This is a genomic window from Streptomyces sp. XD-27, assembly GCF_030553055.1.
GTDB lineage: Bacteria > Actinomycetota > Actinomycetes > Streptomycetales > Streptomycetaceae > Streptomyces.
In genome coordinates this window covers 6,767,981-6,782,408 of the sequence record NZ_CP130713.1, presented here as the reverse complement: position 1 = coordinate 6,782,408, position 14,428 = coordinate 6,767,981, and the positions used below count along the sequence as shown (strand labels likewise).

At 73.3% G+C, this 14,428-nt stretch carries 9 protein-coding genes and 1 pseudogene; 4 read left to right on the top strand and 6 right to left on the bottom strand.

All coding sequences use genetic code 11. From position 1 onward, the window contains the following. The first annotated feature begins 11 nt into the window (after window positions 1-11). Together Q3Y56_RS29630 and Q3Y56_RS29625 are read left to right on the top strand one after the other, a co-directional pair. Window positions 12-1,250 carry an ATP-grasp domain-containing protein gene (locus tag Q3Y56_RS29630; RefSeq protein ID WP_304464840.1) on the top strand — a complete coding sequence of 413 codons (1,239 nt, stop codon included), beginning with the start codon at window positions 12-14 and terminating at the stop codon, window positions 1,248-1,250. Beyond that, entirely contained in the window at window positions 1,235-2,032 is a 798-nt protein-coding gene (locus tag Q3Y56_RS29625; RefSeq protein ID WP_304464839.1) for a trans-aconitate 2-methyltransferase, read from the top strand. The genes Q3Y56_RS29630 and Q3Y56_RS29625 overlap by 16 nt, the downstream gene beginning before the upstream one ends. Here Q3Y56_RS29625 and Q3Y56_RS29620 read toward each other — a convergent pair. The 6 genes and pseudogenes from Q3Y56_RS29620 to Q3Y56_RS29595 form a co-directional block, all read right to left on the bottom strand. Then, entirely contained in the window at window positions 2,019-3,398 is a 1,380-nt protein-coding gene (locus Q3Y56_RS29620) for an aldehyde dehydrogenase family protein (protein ID WP_304464838.1), read from the bottom strand. The genes Q3Y56_RS29625 and Q3Y56_RS29620 overlap by 14 nt on opposite strands. 52 nt (window positions 3,399-3,450) lie before the next feature. After that, on the bottom strand, window positions 3,451-4,545 hold the full coding sequence (locus Q3Y56_RS29615) for an ATP-grasp domain-containing protein (RefSeq protein WP_304465857.1): 1,095 nt from the start codon (window positions 4,543-4,545) through the stop codon (window positions 3,451-3,453). Between the two features lie 254 nt (window positions 4,546-4,799). Beyond that, window positions 4,800-6,337 (bottom strand): annotated as a pseudogene (locus tag Q3Y56_RS29610) (FAD-dependent oxidoreductase). 65 nt (window positions 6,338-6,402) lie between these two features. Further along, a complete protein-coding gene (locus tag Q3Y56_RS29605) occupies window positions 6,403-6,579 on the bottom strand; it encodes a hypothetical protein (protein ID WP_304464837.1) in 177 nt (58 codons plus the stop codon). Window positions 6,580-6,648: 69 nt separating this feature from the next. Continuing rightward, window positions 6,649-8,820, bottom strand: coding sequence for a bifunctional diguanylate cyclase/phosphodiesterase (locus Q3Y56_RS29600; protein ID WP_304464836.1), 2,172 nt, complete (start codon window positions 8,818-8,820; stop codon window positions 6,649-6,651). A gap of 333 nt (window positions 8,821-9,153) precedes the next feature. Then, window positions 9,154-10,515 carry a peptidase C39 family protein gene (locus tag Q3Y56_RS29595; protein WP_304464835.1) on the bottom strand — a complete coding sequence of 454 codons (1,362 nt, stop codon included), beginning with the start codon at window positions 10,513-10,515 and terminating at the stop codon, window positions 9,154-9,156. 158 nt (window positions 10,516-10,673) lie between these two features. On the opposite strand from Q3Y56_RS29595, the gene Q3Y56_RS29590 reads away from it, so the two are divergent. Beyond that, the gene (locus Q3Y56_RS29590) at window positions 10,674-11,273 is read left to right on the top strand and encodes a uridine kinase (RefSeq protein WP_304464834.1); all 600 of its coding nucleotides are present in this window, start codon (window positions 10,674-10,676) and stop codon (window positions 11,271-11,273) included. A 486-nt stretch (window positions 11,274-11,759) separates the two neighbouring features. Beyond that, the gene (locus Q3Y56_RS29585) at window positions 11,760-13,667 is read left to right on the top strand and encodes an AAA family ATPase (RefSeq protein ID WP_304464833.1); all 1,908 of its coding nucleotides are present in this window, start codon (window positions 11,760-11,762) and stop codon (window positions 13,665-13,667) included. Window positions 13,668-14,428 lie beyond the last annotated feature (761 nt).

Genomic DNA, 14,428 nt, shown 5'->3' with positions numbered 1-14,428 from the left:
TGGGGCAGGACATGGTCCGGCGGATCAGCGAACAGGCCCGCCGGCGGACCCGGGTGATCGGCGCCGACAGACCGGCGCTGCTCGACGGAGCGCCGGAGGAGCATCTCGCCCTGTTCGACGAGGTGGTGCCGCTCGACGTGCAGGACGCCACGGCGTGCCGGGAGTGGGCGCTTGCCACCCGGCCCGATGTCGGCGCCGTCCTCACGATCCGGGAGACCTCCGTCCTGGCCGCCGCCGAGGTGACTCAGGCGCTGGGTCTGCCGGGCAACGCCCCGGAGGTGGTGGCCCGTGTCCGTACCAAGGACCTGTGCCGGCAGCGGCTGGGCGAGGCCGGGTTCCCGCAGCCGCACAGTGCCGTGTGCCGCGGCCTCGCCGACGCCGAACGGTTCCTGGAGGCCACCGGGCCGGGGCCCTGGATCGTCAAGCCGCGCGCGGGCCTGGGCAGCATCGGCGTCTCACGCATCGATCACCGCGGGGAGCTGGCCGCGGCCGTCGACGGGCTGTGGGGCGGGCTGTCCCCCAAGGCATCGCTGCCCCCCGCGAGCTCCTTCCTGATCGAGACCTACGTCACCGGCGAGGAGTACTCCGCCGAAGGCGTCGTGGTGGGCGGCGTCCCCCACGTCCTGGCCCTGACCCACAAGCAGATCACCGACGGCTTCCTCTCGACGAGCCAGCGGGTGCCCTCAGGGCTCGCGCCGGACGTGGCGGCGGACGCCGAGGACACCGTGGCGCGGGCGCTGAAAGCGCTCGGAGTCACCCACGGCATCTTCCACGTCGAGCTGTGGCTGACGCCGTCGGGGGTGGTGCTCGGCGAGTTCCACGTCCGGACGGCCGGCGACTACATCCACGCCCTGGTGGAACACACCCGGCCCGGCCTGGAGTTGTTCGGCGCCTGCGTCGACGACGCGCTCGGCCGTGCCCCCACACCGTTCCCCGACCCCGTCGGCTCGGCACGCGTCGAATTCCTCTTCGCTCCCGCGGGCACGCTGCGCGCCGTCCACGGCTGGGACGAACTGGCGGGCCACCCCGCCGTGCGGATCGCCGATCTGAACGTGGCCCCCGGTGACGTCGTCCCGGCGGTCAAGGACGCCTTCACCCGCTCGGCCGTCTTCGTCGTCGGCGCCGACAGCCCCGGCGACGCCGACGCGCTGGCCACCGGCCTCGCCTCCCGCGTCGTCTTCGACGCCCGCCCCGCCGAGCCCGGAGGGCCGATGGCCCGTGACCGGGAGGGAACATGGATCCGTCGCTGAGCAATCTGCTGTACGAGAGTCCGGAGCTGTACGAGGAGGTCTATCCGGACACCGAAACCGCCATTCCCGCCATGTGCGTGCGGTTGATCGGCGAACACGGCACCGTACCGGAACGCTCCCTGCTCGACATCGGCTGCGGTACGGGCCGCCATGCGGAGTACTTCACCCGGGCGGGCTTCGACTGCGTCGGCGTCGACTACCAGGACGCCATGGTCGCCTACGCCCGCAAGCGCCGTCCCGGACTCGACTTCCACACCGGCGACATGCGCGCACTCCGGCTCGGCCGGACGTTCGCCGCGATCACCTGCCTGGGCTGGGCGCTGTCCAACATCCACACCAACGATGACCTCGACCGGACCGTGGAGACCTTCGCCGCGCACTCCGTGCCGGGCACGCTGTTGATCCTGCACGTGCCCAATGCGATCGCCACACCGGACGGCCACGCCCTGCAGCAGCGTTTCACCATCGACACGCCGGGGCTCACCGCCACCGCGGACGCGCGGTACCGCCTCGACCGCCGCAACCAGCTCCTGGTCCGCACCCGTGAATGGCGCATCGGCGATCGACCGCCGCAGCGCGACCACGTCAGGTTCCGGCTGACGTTCCCCAAGGAGATCGAGCACTATCTCGGCGGTCACGGCTTCCGGGTCCTCGGCATGTACGACAACACCCGGGCCGCCGACAGCGACCTGACCGGCCCCGCGCTGTACGTGCTGGCACGCTTCGCGCCGGAGGCACCCGGGAGCGGGACCGGCCGGGCGGCGACCGCTACTCCACGTTGACGGTGACGGTCTTGGGCCGCTGATACTCGGTCAGGGCCAGCACGCTCAGGTCCGTTCCGTGCCCGGACTCCTTGCGGCCGCCGTGCGGCAGCTCGCCGGTCTGCTCCAGATGGCAGTTGACCCACACCTCGCCGGCGTCGAGCCGGGTGGCCAGCCGCAGTACGGCGGCGGTGTCACGGCCCCACACGCTGGCGGCCAGGGCGTGCGGCACACCGTTGGCCGCCCTGAGCAGCGCGTCGGTGTCGTCCAGGGCCTGCACCGTCAGCACCGGCCCGAAGACCTCCTCACGTACGGCCGGATCGTCGTCCGGCACGTCGGCCAGCACCATGCCCGGCCGCCAATAGCCGTCCTCCTCGCCCTCCCCGAGGCTCAACGGCGACACCTTCCGGACGCCGGCGTCGCTGGCCTCCAGGATGGCGTCGAGGCGCTTGACCTGGTCGGGGTTGTTGAGCGGGCCGAAGTCCGCGCCCGCCCGGCGGCCGGCCATGGCGGCCGCCAGCCCCGCCACGACCTCCTCGTACGACTCGCGCAGCGTCAGCACCCGGGCCGGGGCGGCGCAGCTCTGGCCCGCGTTGTACGTCGAGGCCCCGACCAGTCGCTCGTACGTGTACGCGGGCGCGTCCGGCAGCACCACCGCCGCCGCGTTGCCGCCGAGCTCCAGACTCACCCGGCGCAGCCCCGCGCGGGCGACGACGTCCAGGCCCGCGGCCCGGCTGCCGGTGAAGGCGATGCCGTCCACGCCGCGGCTCATGACGAGCGACCGGCCGGTGGCCCGGCCGCCGGGCAGCGCGGCGAGGACGTCCGGTCCCAGCGCCTCGCGGGCGTGCGCCGCCACGAGCAGGGCGCTGTCCGGGGTCGTCTCCGCCGGTTTCAGAATGACGGTGTTGCCCGCCGCGAGAGCGGGGGCGAACCGCCACACCGCCATCATCAGCGGGTAGTTCCACGGCACGATCGCGGCGACGACTCCCAGGGGCTCCCAGCGCACCCAGCTCTCCCGGCCGGGCAGCCGGTGCCCGCTCGCGGGTGTGAGATCCGCCCGTACGGCGCCCGCGTAGAACCGGACGAGATCGATGCACTGCTCGATCTCGCCGGTGAGCTCGGCGGCCGGCTTTCCGGTGCCGGCCTGCTCCGCGCGGAGGTAGTCCTGTGCGTGGTCCTCCATGAGAGAGGCGAGCCTGAGCAGTCGGCGCGACCGTTCGGCGGTCGTCAGCCCGGCCCAGCCGGGCAGCGCCGCGCGGGCGGCCGCGACCGCGGCGGCGACGCGGCCCGTCCCACTGACGGGGGCGGGGTCCCTGGGGCGGCCGGTCCTGGGGTCGGTGAGAGGTAAGCAGGCGTCCGATGCGGTGTCCGCTGAAGTCTCCGGCATGCGGCTGCCCTACCCCCGCGGGACCGGCCGCACGCCCGCGGCGGCCCGGTGCTCAGCCGGTTTCGGACGTGACCCGGAAGGTCACGCGGGCGGCCAGGTCGGCGGTGAGTTCGTCGACGCGGTCGGGGCCGTCGTCGGCGCGCGTGACGAAGACGGCGGAGCGTGTGTAGGAGTCCTTGGCCTGCCCGATGACGTCGCCGGGGGCCACCTGGAGGTGGGCCGCCTGGACGGCGGGGTGCGCGGCCAGTTCGTCCCACCCGTCGACGGCGCGCAGCGTGCCCGGCGGGGCGAGCAGGAACTCGGCGCGCGCGGAGCCCGCCGGTGCGGGGACCGGAGCCGGGGGACGTCCGAGCAGGTCGTCGATCAGCGTGCCGTACAGCTCCAGTCCGGGGCGGGTGTGCTCGACCAGCGCGTGGATGAAGTCCCCGCCACCGCGGTCGTGGAGCTCGCCCAGGACGATGCCGTCCCGCGTCACCCAGAATTCGGCGTGAAAGATGCCATGGGTGAGGCCGACCGCGGTCAGTGCCCGGCTGACGGCGTCGGCGGCCTCGCCCGACGTCTTCTCGTCCAGCCCGGAGGGCACCCGCTGTCCCAGTTCGACGAAGTCGTCGGTGACGGTCTTGCGCGTCAGTGCCAGCACCTGGGGCACGCCGCCGACCACGACGCCTTCGGCGGAGTACTCGTCACCGCTGACGTAGGTCTCCACCAGGAAGTACGGGGAGAGCGGCAGGTCGCCCATTGCGGGTGGCGGAGCGCCGAACCTCGCCAGCGCGTCCGGCAGCCGGCCGGGCTCGTCGATGCGGGACACGCCGATGCTGGCGAGTCCGTCACGGGGCTTGACGACCCAGGGCCCCGGCGGGGTGCGGCGGATGAAGTCCTCGGCCTCGGCGGCGCTGCGGCACAGGGCGGTGGCGGGTTGCGGAAGGCCCGCCTCGCGCAGACGCCGGCGGCACTCGTCCTTGTTCCGGATGCGGACCACCGCCTCGGGGGCGTTGCCCGCCAGCCCCAGTTCCCGGGCGATGACCGCGGTGGGCAGCACGGACAGCTCCCGGATGGTCAGCACCGCGTCGACGGAGGGCCGGACCGTGCGGGCCCAGGCACGGCATGCCTCGGGGTCGTGGACGTCCAGGGCCAGGGTCTCGTCCATCAGGGCGATCTCCTCGGGCGGCGCGCCCCGTACGTTCCGTTCCGTGTCGGCCCCCAGCAGCCGCAGCCCCCGGCGCCGGGCCTGGGCGCAGACCCTGCGGATCTGGTCCCGGCCCCACGGTGTCATCGCGGTACTCCCCATCACCAGCAGCGTCGGCTTCGCCATCTCCCCACTCCTCTGCGTAGGAACCTCTCGCGCGCGGCTCCACGAGTATGGAGGTCCTCCGCGGCGGGCGGGAGAACGTCTTCCCGCCGCTACGACGGCGGCGCAGGCTCGTCCGGCGGGCTCTCGGCCCGGGCCAGCGGGCGCACAGCCGGGCCCTGGAGCACGGCCCCGTCCAGGCCGAACCGCGAGCCGTGGCAGGGGCACTCCCAGGTGCGTTCGGCGTCGTTGAAGTGCACCACGCAGCCGAGGTGGGTGCACCGGGCGGAGAGGCTGTGCACGGCCCCGGACGGGTCGCGGTGGACCGCGCGGAGCCGCCCGCCCACGCGCACCACGGCGCCGGAGTCGGGGCGATCTCGCGGACCGAGCCGACGCGCGGCGCGGTCACTCGGTCCCCGACCAGGTGCCGTACGGCCCGGGCCTGGAGTGCCAGGGCGGGACCGGCCTCCACGGAGGGCTTCAGCCGCCGCGGGTCGTACAGCCGGGCCCAGCGCGTCCCCTCCCCCGTGATCAGGGACGTGATGAGCCGTCCGGCGAGCGCGCCGGTGGCCATGCCCCAGCCGCCGAAGCCGGTCGCGACGTAGACGTGGGCGGCGCCGGGGTGGAGCGGTCCGATCAGCGGCAGCCGGTCGGTGGAGGCGATGTCCTGGGCGGCCCAGCGGTGGGTGATCTCCGCGTCGGGGAAGTACTGCCGCAGCCACGCGGCGAGGCGCTGGTACCGGGCCTGCACCCCGCCCGCGCCGGGGGTGAACTTCTCCCCGGTGACGATGAGCAGCCGCCGTCCGTCGTCCAGCGGGGCGGTGCGTACGGAGCGCGTGCCCTGCTCGGGGGTGATGTACATGCCGTGCGGCGCGGCCGACGCGGGGACGGCCGCGGCGACGACCAGTTCACGGAACGGTTCCAGTCGCAGGAACATCAGGGCCCGGTCGAACACCGGGTAGTGGGTGGCCACGACGACGTCCGCGGCGGTGACGGTCGCCCCGTCCTCGGTGGTGAGGACGGGCGGGCGGCCCGGTCGCAGGCCGGTGACCCGCGCGTGCTCGAAGATCTGCCCGCCCCTGCCCCGCAGGTCGTCCGCGAGCGCGAGCAGGAAGCGGCGCGGATGGAACTGGGCCTGGTCGGCGACGCGCACGGCGGCGGCCACCGGGAAGGGCAGCTCGGTGTCGGTGACCAGCGAGGCGGGCAGCCCCGCCGCCAGCGCGGCCTCGGTCTCCTGCCGCACCGACTCCCGCCGGTCGTCCGAGGTGACGAAGGTGTAGGCCGGGGCGGGCTCCAGATCGCAGTCGATGCGCAGCTCGTCGGCGACCCGGCCGATGTGGTCCAGGGCGTCCTGCTGCGAGGCCGCGTACAGACCCGCCGCCCGGGGCCCGTGGGTCGCGCGCAGCCGCGCATAGCTCAGGGTGTGCAGCGCGGAGATCTTCGCCGTCGTGCAGCCGGTCGTCCCGGCGCCGATCCGGTCCGCTTCCAGCAGGGCGACAGACCGCCCGGCGCGGGCCAGCTCCCAGGCGGTGCACACTCCGGCGATGCCGCCTCCGACGACCGCCGCGTCGACGCGCAGGGCGGCCGGCGGCCGCGGGTAGGCGGGCCCGGGGGCCGTCTCCATCCAGTACGAGCGCGGGGCTCCGGGCATCGTCACCGCGGCTCGCCCCGCTCCTGCCCGGCGCTCACGGGTACCCGTACCGGGGCCCGCACGGGTCAGCCCTCACCGACGCCGAGGGCGGCCGGCAGGACCAGTACCAGGGTGGTGGCGGCGAAGAGGCCGTGCCCGGCGACGGCCGCCAGGGGGCGGCGATGTCCATGGGAACCTCCTGGGGCCCGGCCGCGGGCCGCCCGCAAGGTCACCGGCGGCCCGAGGACCGGATGGGCCGACACCTCCATGGTCCGCCGACAAGCGCTCGACCGCCCTCCGAGCGCCCGGCCGACCACCGCCCCCGCGACCGGCTAGCTCGCGTCGGCGAGCGCCAGGGTGTGCAGGCGCTCCGGCGGCCCGGGGCGGGCGTAGTACCAGCCCTGGGCCGTGTCGCAGCCCAGCATCCGCAGGTGCTCGGCCTGCACCCCGGTCTCGACGCCCTCCACCGTCACGGCCAGGTCCAGGGTGTGGGCGAGCGAGACGATGCCTTCGACGATCTTGACGTCGACGGGGTCGGCGGGTGCGCGCTGCATGCCCCGGGTGAAGGAGCGGTCCAGCTTGAGCGTGCTGACCGGCAGCCGGCGCAGGTAGGCCAGGTTGGAGTAGCCGGTGCCGAAGTCGTCCAGGGCGATGTCGACGCCCAGTTCGGACAGCTGGCGCAGCGGCCGCAGCGCGTCCTCGTCCGCGCCGATCAGGTCGGACTCGGTGACCTCCAGGCACAGCGCGGTGGGGCACAGCCCGGCGTCCTTCAAGACCGCCACGGTGTCGGCGACCAGGGACTTGTGGGCCAGCTGCAACGGAGAGAGGTTGACGTTGACCCGCAGCTGGTCGCCGCCGCAGAGGCGGCCGGTGTTCTCCCGCCAGGCGCGGGCCTGCCGGGCGGCCTCTTCCAGGACCCAGCGGCCCAGCGGCACGATCAGTCCGGTGTTCTCGGCGAGCGGGATGAACTGGTCGGGCCCCAGGACACCGTGGACGGGGTGGAGCCAGCGCACCAGCGCCTCGGCGCCGCGTACGCTGCCGTCGGCGAGCCGGACCAGGGGCTGGTACTCGATGAAGAACTCGCCGTTCTCCAGCGCGGACGGCAGCCGGTTGGTGAGGCTGTGCCGGGCGATGACGCGGGCGTTGGAGTCGGCGTCGGCGAGCACGGAGCGGTTGCCGCCCGCCGCCTTGGCCCGGTACATGGTGATGTCGGCGCTGCGCATGACCTCCGCGGTGCCGATCTCGCCCGCGCGTCCTTCGACGACGCCGATGCTGGCCCGTACCAGCAGTTCGCGGCCGGCGACGGTGACGGGCTCGGCGAGCGCGGTGAGCATCCGGTGGGCGAGGGCGGCGGCCTCGGTGGCCGCGCCGGGTCCCGCGATGAGGGCCGCGAACTCGTCGCCGCCGGCCCGCGCCACCATCTCGGCGGGGGAGGTCGCGCACGCCGCCAGCCGTTCGGCGACGGCGATCAGGAGCTGGTCGCCGACGGCGTGGCCGAGGCTGTCGTTGACGGTCTTGAAGTCGTCCAGGTCCAGGTAGCAGACTCCGAACCGCTCGGTCTCGGCGCCCTCGGCCAGCGCCTGGTCGAGGCGTTCGAGGAACAGGGTGCGGTTGGGCAGCCCGGTGAGCTCGTCGTGGGTGGCCTCGTACCGCAGCCGCTCCTCCAGCAGCCGCTGCTCGGTGATGTCCTCCATCAGCGCGAGCTGGTACTGCGGCTGCCCCGTGGAGTCGCGCAGCAGCGAGACCGTCAGGTTGGTCCACAGCACGCTGCCGTCGGGGTGCGGGTGCGGCTTGACGATGCGGAAGAAGTCGCGCTTGCCGGAGACGAGCTCGTGGTAGAGGTCCAGGACGCCGGGCGCGTCCTCGGGGTGCACCCAGTCCAGGACGTTGCGGCTGGTCCGGAAGTACTCCCGGCCGCCGAACATCTGGGCCACCGCGTCGTTGACGACCAGCACCCGGCCGTCGAGGTCGGCGATCCCGACGCCGATGGCCGCCCCTTCGAACACCGCCTGGAACCTGGCCTCGCTGGCGTGCAGCGCCACCTCCGCCTCGCTGGCGGCGGCGAGCGCGGCCTGGGAGATGGCCTCCTGCTCGCTGCGGGTGCGCTCACGCAGTTCGCGGACGAATCCGGCGGCCAGGGCGTGCTGGAGCCGGGTGCAGCGGGCGCGGGCCTCCTCCGGCGGCAGCGGCAGGTCCGGGGCGCAGTACGGCACGAGGCAGGTGTCGATCGTGCCGAGGATCTGCGGCAGCGCGTCCGGGTCGGTGACGTGCGCGTCCACCAGTGCGGCGCCGACCTCGTAGGCGGCCTGGGTGTCGAAGGACGGGGCGCGCAGCGCCGCCTGGAGCCGACGGGCGAGTGGGAGCAGGAACTCCTCGAACTCCTCCCGCGTCGTCGAGGTCGCGGTGGCGGGGAAGACGGCGCGGTTCCAGACGGCCGCGAACCGCCGCAGCGGTCCGTCGTCGGCAGTCTGTCTTCCGTCTCTGCCGGCTGTGCCCGAGGTCATATCTTCCGTCCTACGCCTGCGAATCCGCTGGAGACCACCGGATCCCTGCCCGAGCCGTCACCGCCCGCGTCCCCGGGGAAGTGGAGCACGGCGGCGTCCGCGAGGGCAACCGGCTGGTCCGGATCAATCGGCCGCGCCGCCTTGTTCTCCATCAGTCAGCATCTCCCACTCGTCGAGCACTCGGTCCGGCTCCTGTCTCGCCGGTGCTCAGCCGAGGTTACTGATCGTCCGTTCGATGGGAAGAAGCAAACGGAAATCAACGGTCCGCATTCGGCCAGGAGTTACGAAACGACACCCCGTGATGACGTTACGTACCGCGTTTCCGCCGCTCGATCAGCAGACTCCGACGGAGGCCAGCGCCCGCTTCTGCGGCCGGTTCAGCCACGCCGGAAAATACAGATAGCAAACTCCTCCGGTACCGGAGACGACCTTGCCGGTGTCGTTGTAGCGCTTGGTGCGCAGCCAGATGTTTTCGAACTGGCGGCGTTGGTAAACGCGCCGCACCGCCGCGTCGGAGGGGCTTGCGGGGTCGTTGGCGATCACGTCGCCGTCCGCGGTGAAGCCGATCACCGTCATCAGATGGCCCGCGGTGCCGTAACCCGCCCCGTCGAGCTCCGACTTGACGAAGGACTGCGAGGTGATCAGCGGGATGCCCGCGGCGATCAGCCGCTCGGCGGCGCTCAGGCTCTCCAGCCGGGTGACCACGCCGCGCAGTTCGCGGTACGTGGCCGCGTAGGCAGCGTTGAAGGGCCAGTTCCCGCAGCCCTCGTACTGGTAGTCGTAGGTGAAGCGGGCGGCGTGGCAGACCTGCGGGTCGGCGTAATCGGGATTGACCCAGGCCAGGTCCTCGGCGGTGGGCCCGCGGCCCCAGTACTCGATGATCATCTGGGAGCTGGTGGGACTGCACCACGCCTCGCCCCCGTTGTCGTACTCCGGGTACTGCCCGATGTGGACGTTCTGCGAGTAGCACGGCACCACCAGCTCCCGGCCGCCGGGGAGCCCGGGGACGGAAGGCGGCACCTCGAAGCGGTCGGGGACGTCGGAGGCCATGACGCCCAGCCGCCACACCACCGGGGTGAGGCCGCTGCCCGGCCTGCGGTAGAGGGTGAGCCGCACCTGGTAGCAGGCGATCCGCAGGCCCTGGGCGGGGTCGTCGACGGAGAGGGTGTCGGTCCACACCGAACTCCTGCCGTCCGTCTGGCCGTCGACGGAGGTGCGGCGGATGTCGCCGTCGCCCGACGCCCAGCGGCCCAGGACGTACCAGGGGGACGCCGCGCCGTCGGTGTAGGTGGCCTGGAGTTCGATCTGCAGCCAGGTGCCCGCGGGGGTGCGGGCGTTCCAGGAGACGACGGCCTCGGTGGCGGGCACGGCGGGCCGCACGACCGGGGAGGTCCAGGTCGCGTAGTGCCAGGCGGCGGCGGTCCCGGTGTGCGGGTCGGTGTACTCGGCGGTGCCCGCCGGGTGGGACAGCGCCACGCCGGGGCACGCGCCGGCGATCACCCGCACGCCCTGGGCGGTGCCGCCGCACCAGTCGCCGTAGCCGCTCCAGGCGTGGTGGTCGACGCAACCGGTGGTCGTCGTGCGGCCGGCCTGCAGCGCGGCGGCCGTGCCGGCCGCGGTCAGGCCCGTCGCCGTGCCGAGGGCGGCGGCGATGACGGTGCGCCGTGGGGTGGGCCTGCTTCCGGTTCCGGTCATGACGGGGTCCCCCAGTCTCGGGCCAGTGGGCGGGTGCGCGGCAGTGCACAACTATCGCCGTTGTGAGCGGTCACAGGCCAGTGATTCCCCTCGCGGCGCGTCTCCAATATTGGTAGGGACCACTGGCGGCTCCGGCCCGCTGACCTAGGGTGGAGCCGATGGAAACGCTCTCCTCGCTCGCCCGGCACCTGAGGGCCGCACCCCCGTCCTGCGGGCCGGTCCGGCTGGTGGCCGTCGACGGGCACGCGGGGTCGGGCAAGTCCACCTTCGCCGCCCACCTGGCCGCCGAGCTCGGCGGCGCGCCGGTGGTGCACACGGACGACCTGGCCACCCACGACGAGCTGTTCGCCTGGACGGACCGGCTGCGCGTGCAGATCCTCCAGCCGCTGGCGCGCGGCACGACCGCCCGGTACGCGCCCTACGACTGGGTGGCCGGGCGCTTCGCCGACCGGCGGCGCGCACTGCCGCCCGCGCCCGTGGTGCTGATCGAGGGCGTGGGCAGCGGCCGCCGCGCGGTGCGCCCGTACCTGGCCCGGCTGCTGTGGATGGACGTCCCCGACCGGGCCGCCTGGTCCCAGGGGCAGCTGCGCGACGGTCCCGGGCTGTCCGTGTTCTGGGACGACTGGCGGCCGGCGGAGCGCGCCCACTTCGCCTCCGACCCCTCGCGTCCGTTCGCCGACACGCTGGTACGGCGGGGGCCGGAGGGGTACGCGCTGCTGCCGGGGCCCGCGGCGGCCACCGGTCTGCCCCCGGCGTGACTGTCCGTAGTGGTCGACCGTCCGCTGCGCCGGAGACTTGCCCAAGGTGCTACGAGTGCCCCAACTCGGCTTGACCTGGGGGCCATACAGGTCTTACGTTCTCAATGTGCGGCTCGTACGAGTCGCCCAGCAACGCGAAGCCCCCGGTTGTTCCCCCGTGACCGGGGGCTTCGTCCTGTCCGCCATATGCGATTCGTGCATTTCTGCCCTCCTTTCTCCCTTCACCCTGGGTCACCATCAGCGCAGAGCCGCCCCCCGGCGCCCGCGGACCGCTCCCCGCCGCCACCCGGCATGAACGGCGTACCGCACCCTCGGCCCGTGCCGCCTGCGCAGGTACGATGCGAATCGGTGCAGCCGAACAGGTCCTTTTCCGGCGGAGGCACTGGCACACTGGCCAACCCCCGGCCACGGCACGGCGGTTGGGCAGGAAGGCAGCCAGGCACTCGCCCGGCGGCTCACCACGGGGCACGGTTTGTGGGGGACGGGATGGACTTCGGCACGCAGAGCTCACCCGCCCCGGCCGACCTCGCCTGGCTGCGCGGCGTCGACGCCTACACCATGGGCGCGTACGCCCAGGCCGAGGACGAGTTCCGGACCGCGGTGCGGCACGACCCGGGGATGGCCGACGCGTGGCTGGGGCTGCACGCGCTGCGCGCCGACACCGCCACCGCGCTGCTGCGCATGTACCGCCACCGGGACCGGTTCGGCGAGCAGCGCACCCGCCACCGGCGCCCGCTCAACTCCTGGTACTGGCTGGGCTGGTGGGTGCAGCCGGTGCTGGAGAGCGGCCGCGACCTGCTGCTCGCGCACGCCTCGCACTGGCTCGACGGCCGCCACGTACCGGAACTGGACCGGGCCCTGGCGGGCTGCCCGCCGGTGGAGGCCGATCCGCAGGCCCGCTTCCTGCACGCCTGCCGCGCCTATCTGGTCAAGGACTGGGAACAGCTGGTCCGGCACACCGAGCCGCTGCTGGACGATCCGCTGCTGGGCATCGAGGCGGGGCTCTTCGGCGGCATGGCGCGGGTCCGGCTGGAGATGTTCAGCCAGGCGGAACCGCTGCTGGCCGCGGCGCTGATGCGCTGCCGCAGCGAGCAGCCGCAGCGCAAGGAGCTGCGCTATTGGCTGGCGCGGGCCCACGAGGGCACCGGGCGCACGGCCGCCGCCCTCCCCCTGTACCGCGCGGTGCACCGGATCGACGCGGCGTTCATGGACACCGCGGCCCGGCTGGCGGCCATCGCGGAAGGCGACGGCCTGGACGAGACGGCGGATCTGGCGGCCGTCCCGTCCGCCACCGGCGTCGGCCAGGACGCCTCCGACGCCCGGGAGAGCACCGGCCCCCCGCTCACCGACCCCGACCCGCCGCCGATGCCGCCGGACACCGGCGACGGGCGCGAGTCGCGGCCCTTCGACGGCCCGGCCCTGCTCGGCCCCACCGGCGCCGGCGGCGGCACCGGCGGCCGGCGCAAGAAGGCCGCCGACCCCGCCGAGCCCGGCCCCTCCGACCCCGAACTGCTGCGCGCGGCGCTCCAGCAGCTGGAGCGCATGGTCGGCCTGGAGCCGGTGAAACGGCAGGTGCGGGCGCTGTCCGCGCAGTTGAACATGGCGCGGCTGCGCGCCGGGCAGGGCCTGCCGGTCCAGCCCCCCAAGCGCCACTTCGTCTTCTCCGGCCCCTCCGGCACCGGCAAGACCACGGTCGCCCGCATCCTCGGCCGCGTGTTCTACGCCCTCGGGCTGCTCGGCGGCGACCATCTGGTGGAGGCGGGCCGGGCCGATCTGGTCGGCGAGTACCTGGGCCAGACGGCGGTCAAGGCGAACGAGCTGATCGACTCCGCGCTGGGCGGGGTGCTCTTCGTGGACGAGGCGTACAGCCTGTCCAACTCCGGCTACAGCAAGGGCGACGCGTACGGGGACGAGGCCCTTCAGGTCCTCCTCAAGCGGGCCGAGGACAACCGCGACCGCCTGGTGGTCATCCTCGCCGGCTACCCGGAGGGCATGGACCGCCTCCTGGCCGCCAACCCCGGGCTCGGCTCCCGGTTCACCACCCGGGTGGACTTCCCCAGCTACCGCCCGCTGGAGCTGACCTCCATCGGCGAGGTGCTCGCCGCCGAGAACGGCGACCGGTGGGACGAGGAGGCCGTGGAGGAGCTGCGCAGCATCAGCGGGCACGTGGTCGACCAGGGCTGGATAGACGAGCTCGGCAACGGCCGCTTCCTGCGCACGCTGTACGAGAAGAGCTGCGCCTACCGCGATCTGCGGCTGTCGGGCTGGAACGGCGTGCCCGGCCGCGACGACCTCGCGACGCTGCGACTGCCGGACCTGATGCAGGCCTACGGAGAGGTCCTCTCGGGCCGCGGCCCCATGGACCGCGGCCCACAGGACCCGCCGTTCGCGTGAGCCCCGCCGCCTGCGGCACCCGGTTTGGCCGTTCGTGTGACAACTCGGCACACGAGAACGCGCGTCGTCCCCTCAGGATTTCGAGAAAGTCCAGACATAGGGATCACTGTCGCTGGCGGCTGCCCAGTGGACTTCCAGTGTCTTCGCGTTCTCGGGGACCAAGTACGTCTCGCAGATGACGTGGCTCTGGCCCTGCTTCCAGTTCTCGATATCGTCATCGTCCTCACAACCGGGCGCGTCGTCCTTGCCCCGATCAGGTCCGATCCGCGGGTGCCGTCGGCGTGGATCTCGACCTCTTCACCGACGCTCGGGTAACCCTCGACAACAGCGCCGCCCTTGTGCGTGTACTTCACATGAGCCACCACCGGGACAAGGCCCTTCGCCTTCGCCGGGTCGCTGACCAGCTTCTTGGTGTCCGCCTCGGAGCCGACGTCGACCTTTTCCGCGAGGACGGAATACGTCACCTTCCCGTCGTCTTCCCTGACCACACTCGTGGCACTCTCACCGAGATCCATCCGCCCGCTACCGGCCGGGCTCGCGGCGGGGCTCTTGGACCCGCCTCCGTCCTGGGGCTCGCCGGCAGTGCTCGGGGCGCTGCTGCCGGCACTTCCCTTACTGTCCGAGTCCTTATCAGAGTCGTTACAGGCGGCCAATGCGACCGCCAGGACGACGGGCACTGCTGCGCGCAGCCACGGCATCTTCCGGTTCGCCACGTACTTCTCCTGGGCTTTCTTCGGAAAAGCCGCACGACGCATACGTCC

Coding starts and splice junctions, on each gene's coding strand:
- Q3Y56_RS29625 (WP_304464839.1), top strand. CDS start 1,235: ATGGATCCGTCGCTGAGCAATCTGCTGTACGAGAGTCCGGAGCTGTAC.
- Q3Y56_RS29590 (WP_304464834.1), top strand. CDS start 10,674: ATGGAAACGCTCTCCTCGCTCGCCCGGCACCTGAGGGCCGCACCCCCG.
- Q3Y56_RS29615 (WP_304465857.1), bottom strand. CDS start 4,545: ATGGACGAGACCCTGGCCCTGGACGTCCACGACCCCGAGGCATGCCGT.
- Q3Y56_RS29620 (WP_304464838.1), bottom strand. CDS start 3,398: ATGCCGGAGACTTCAGCGGACACCGCATCGGACGCCTGCTTACCTCTC.
- Q3Y56_RS29595 (WP_304464835.1), bottom strand. CDS start 10,515: ATGACCGGAACCGGAAGCAGGCCCACCCCACGGCGCACCGTCATCGCC.
- Q3Y56_RS29630 (WP_304464840.1), top strand. CDS start 12: ATGGTCCGGCGGATCAGCGAACAGGCCCGCCGGCGGACCCGGGTGATC.
- Q3Y56_RS29600 (WP_304464836.1), bottom strand. CDS start 8,820: ATGACCTCGGGCACAGCCGGCAGAGACGGAAGACAGACTGCCGACGAC.
- Q3Y56_RS29585 (WP_304464833.1), top strand. CDS start 11,760: ATGGACTTCGGCACGCAGAGCTCACCCGCCCCGGCCGACCTCGCCTGG.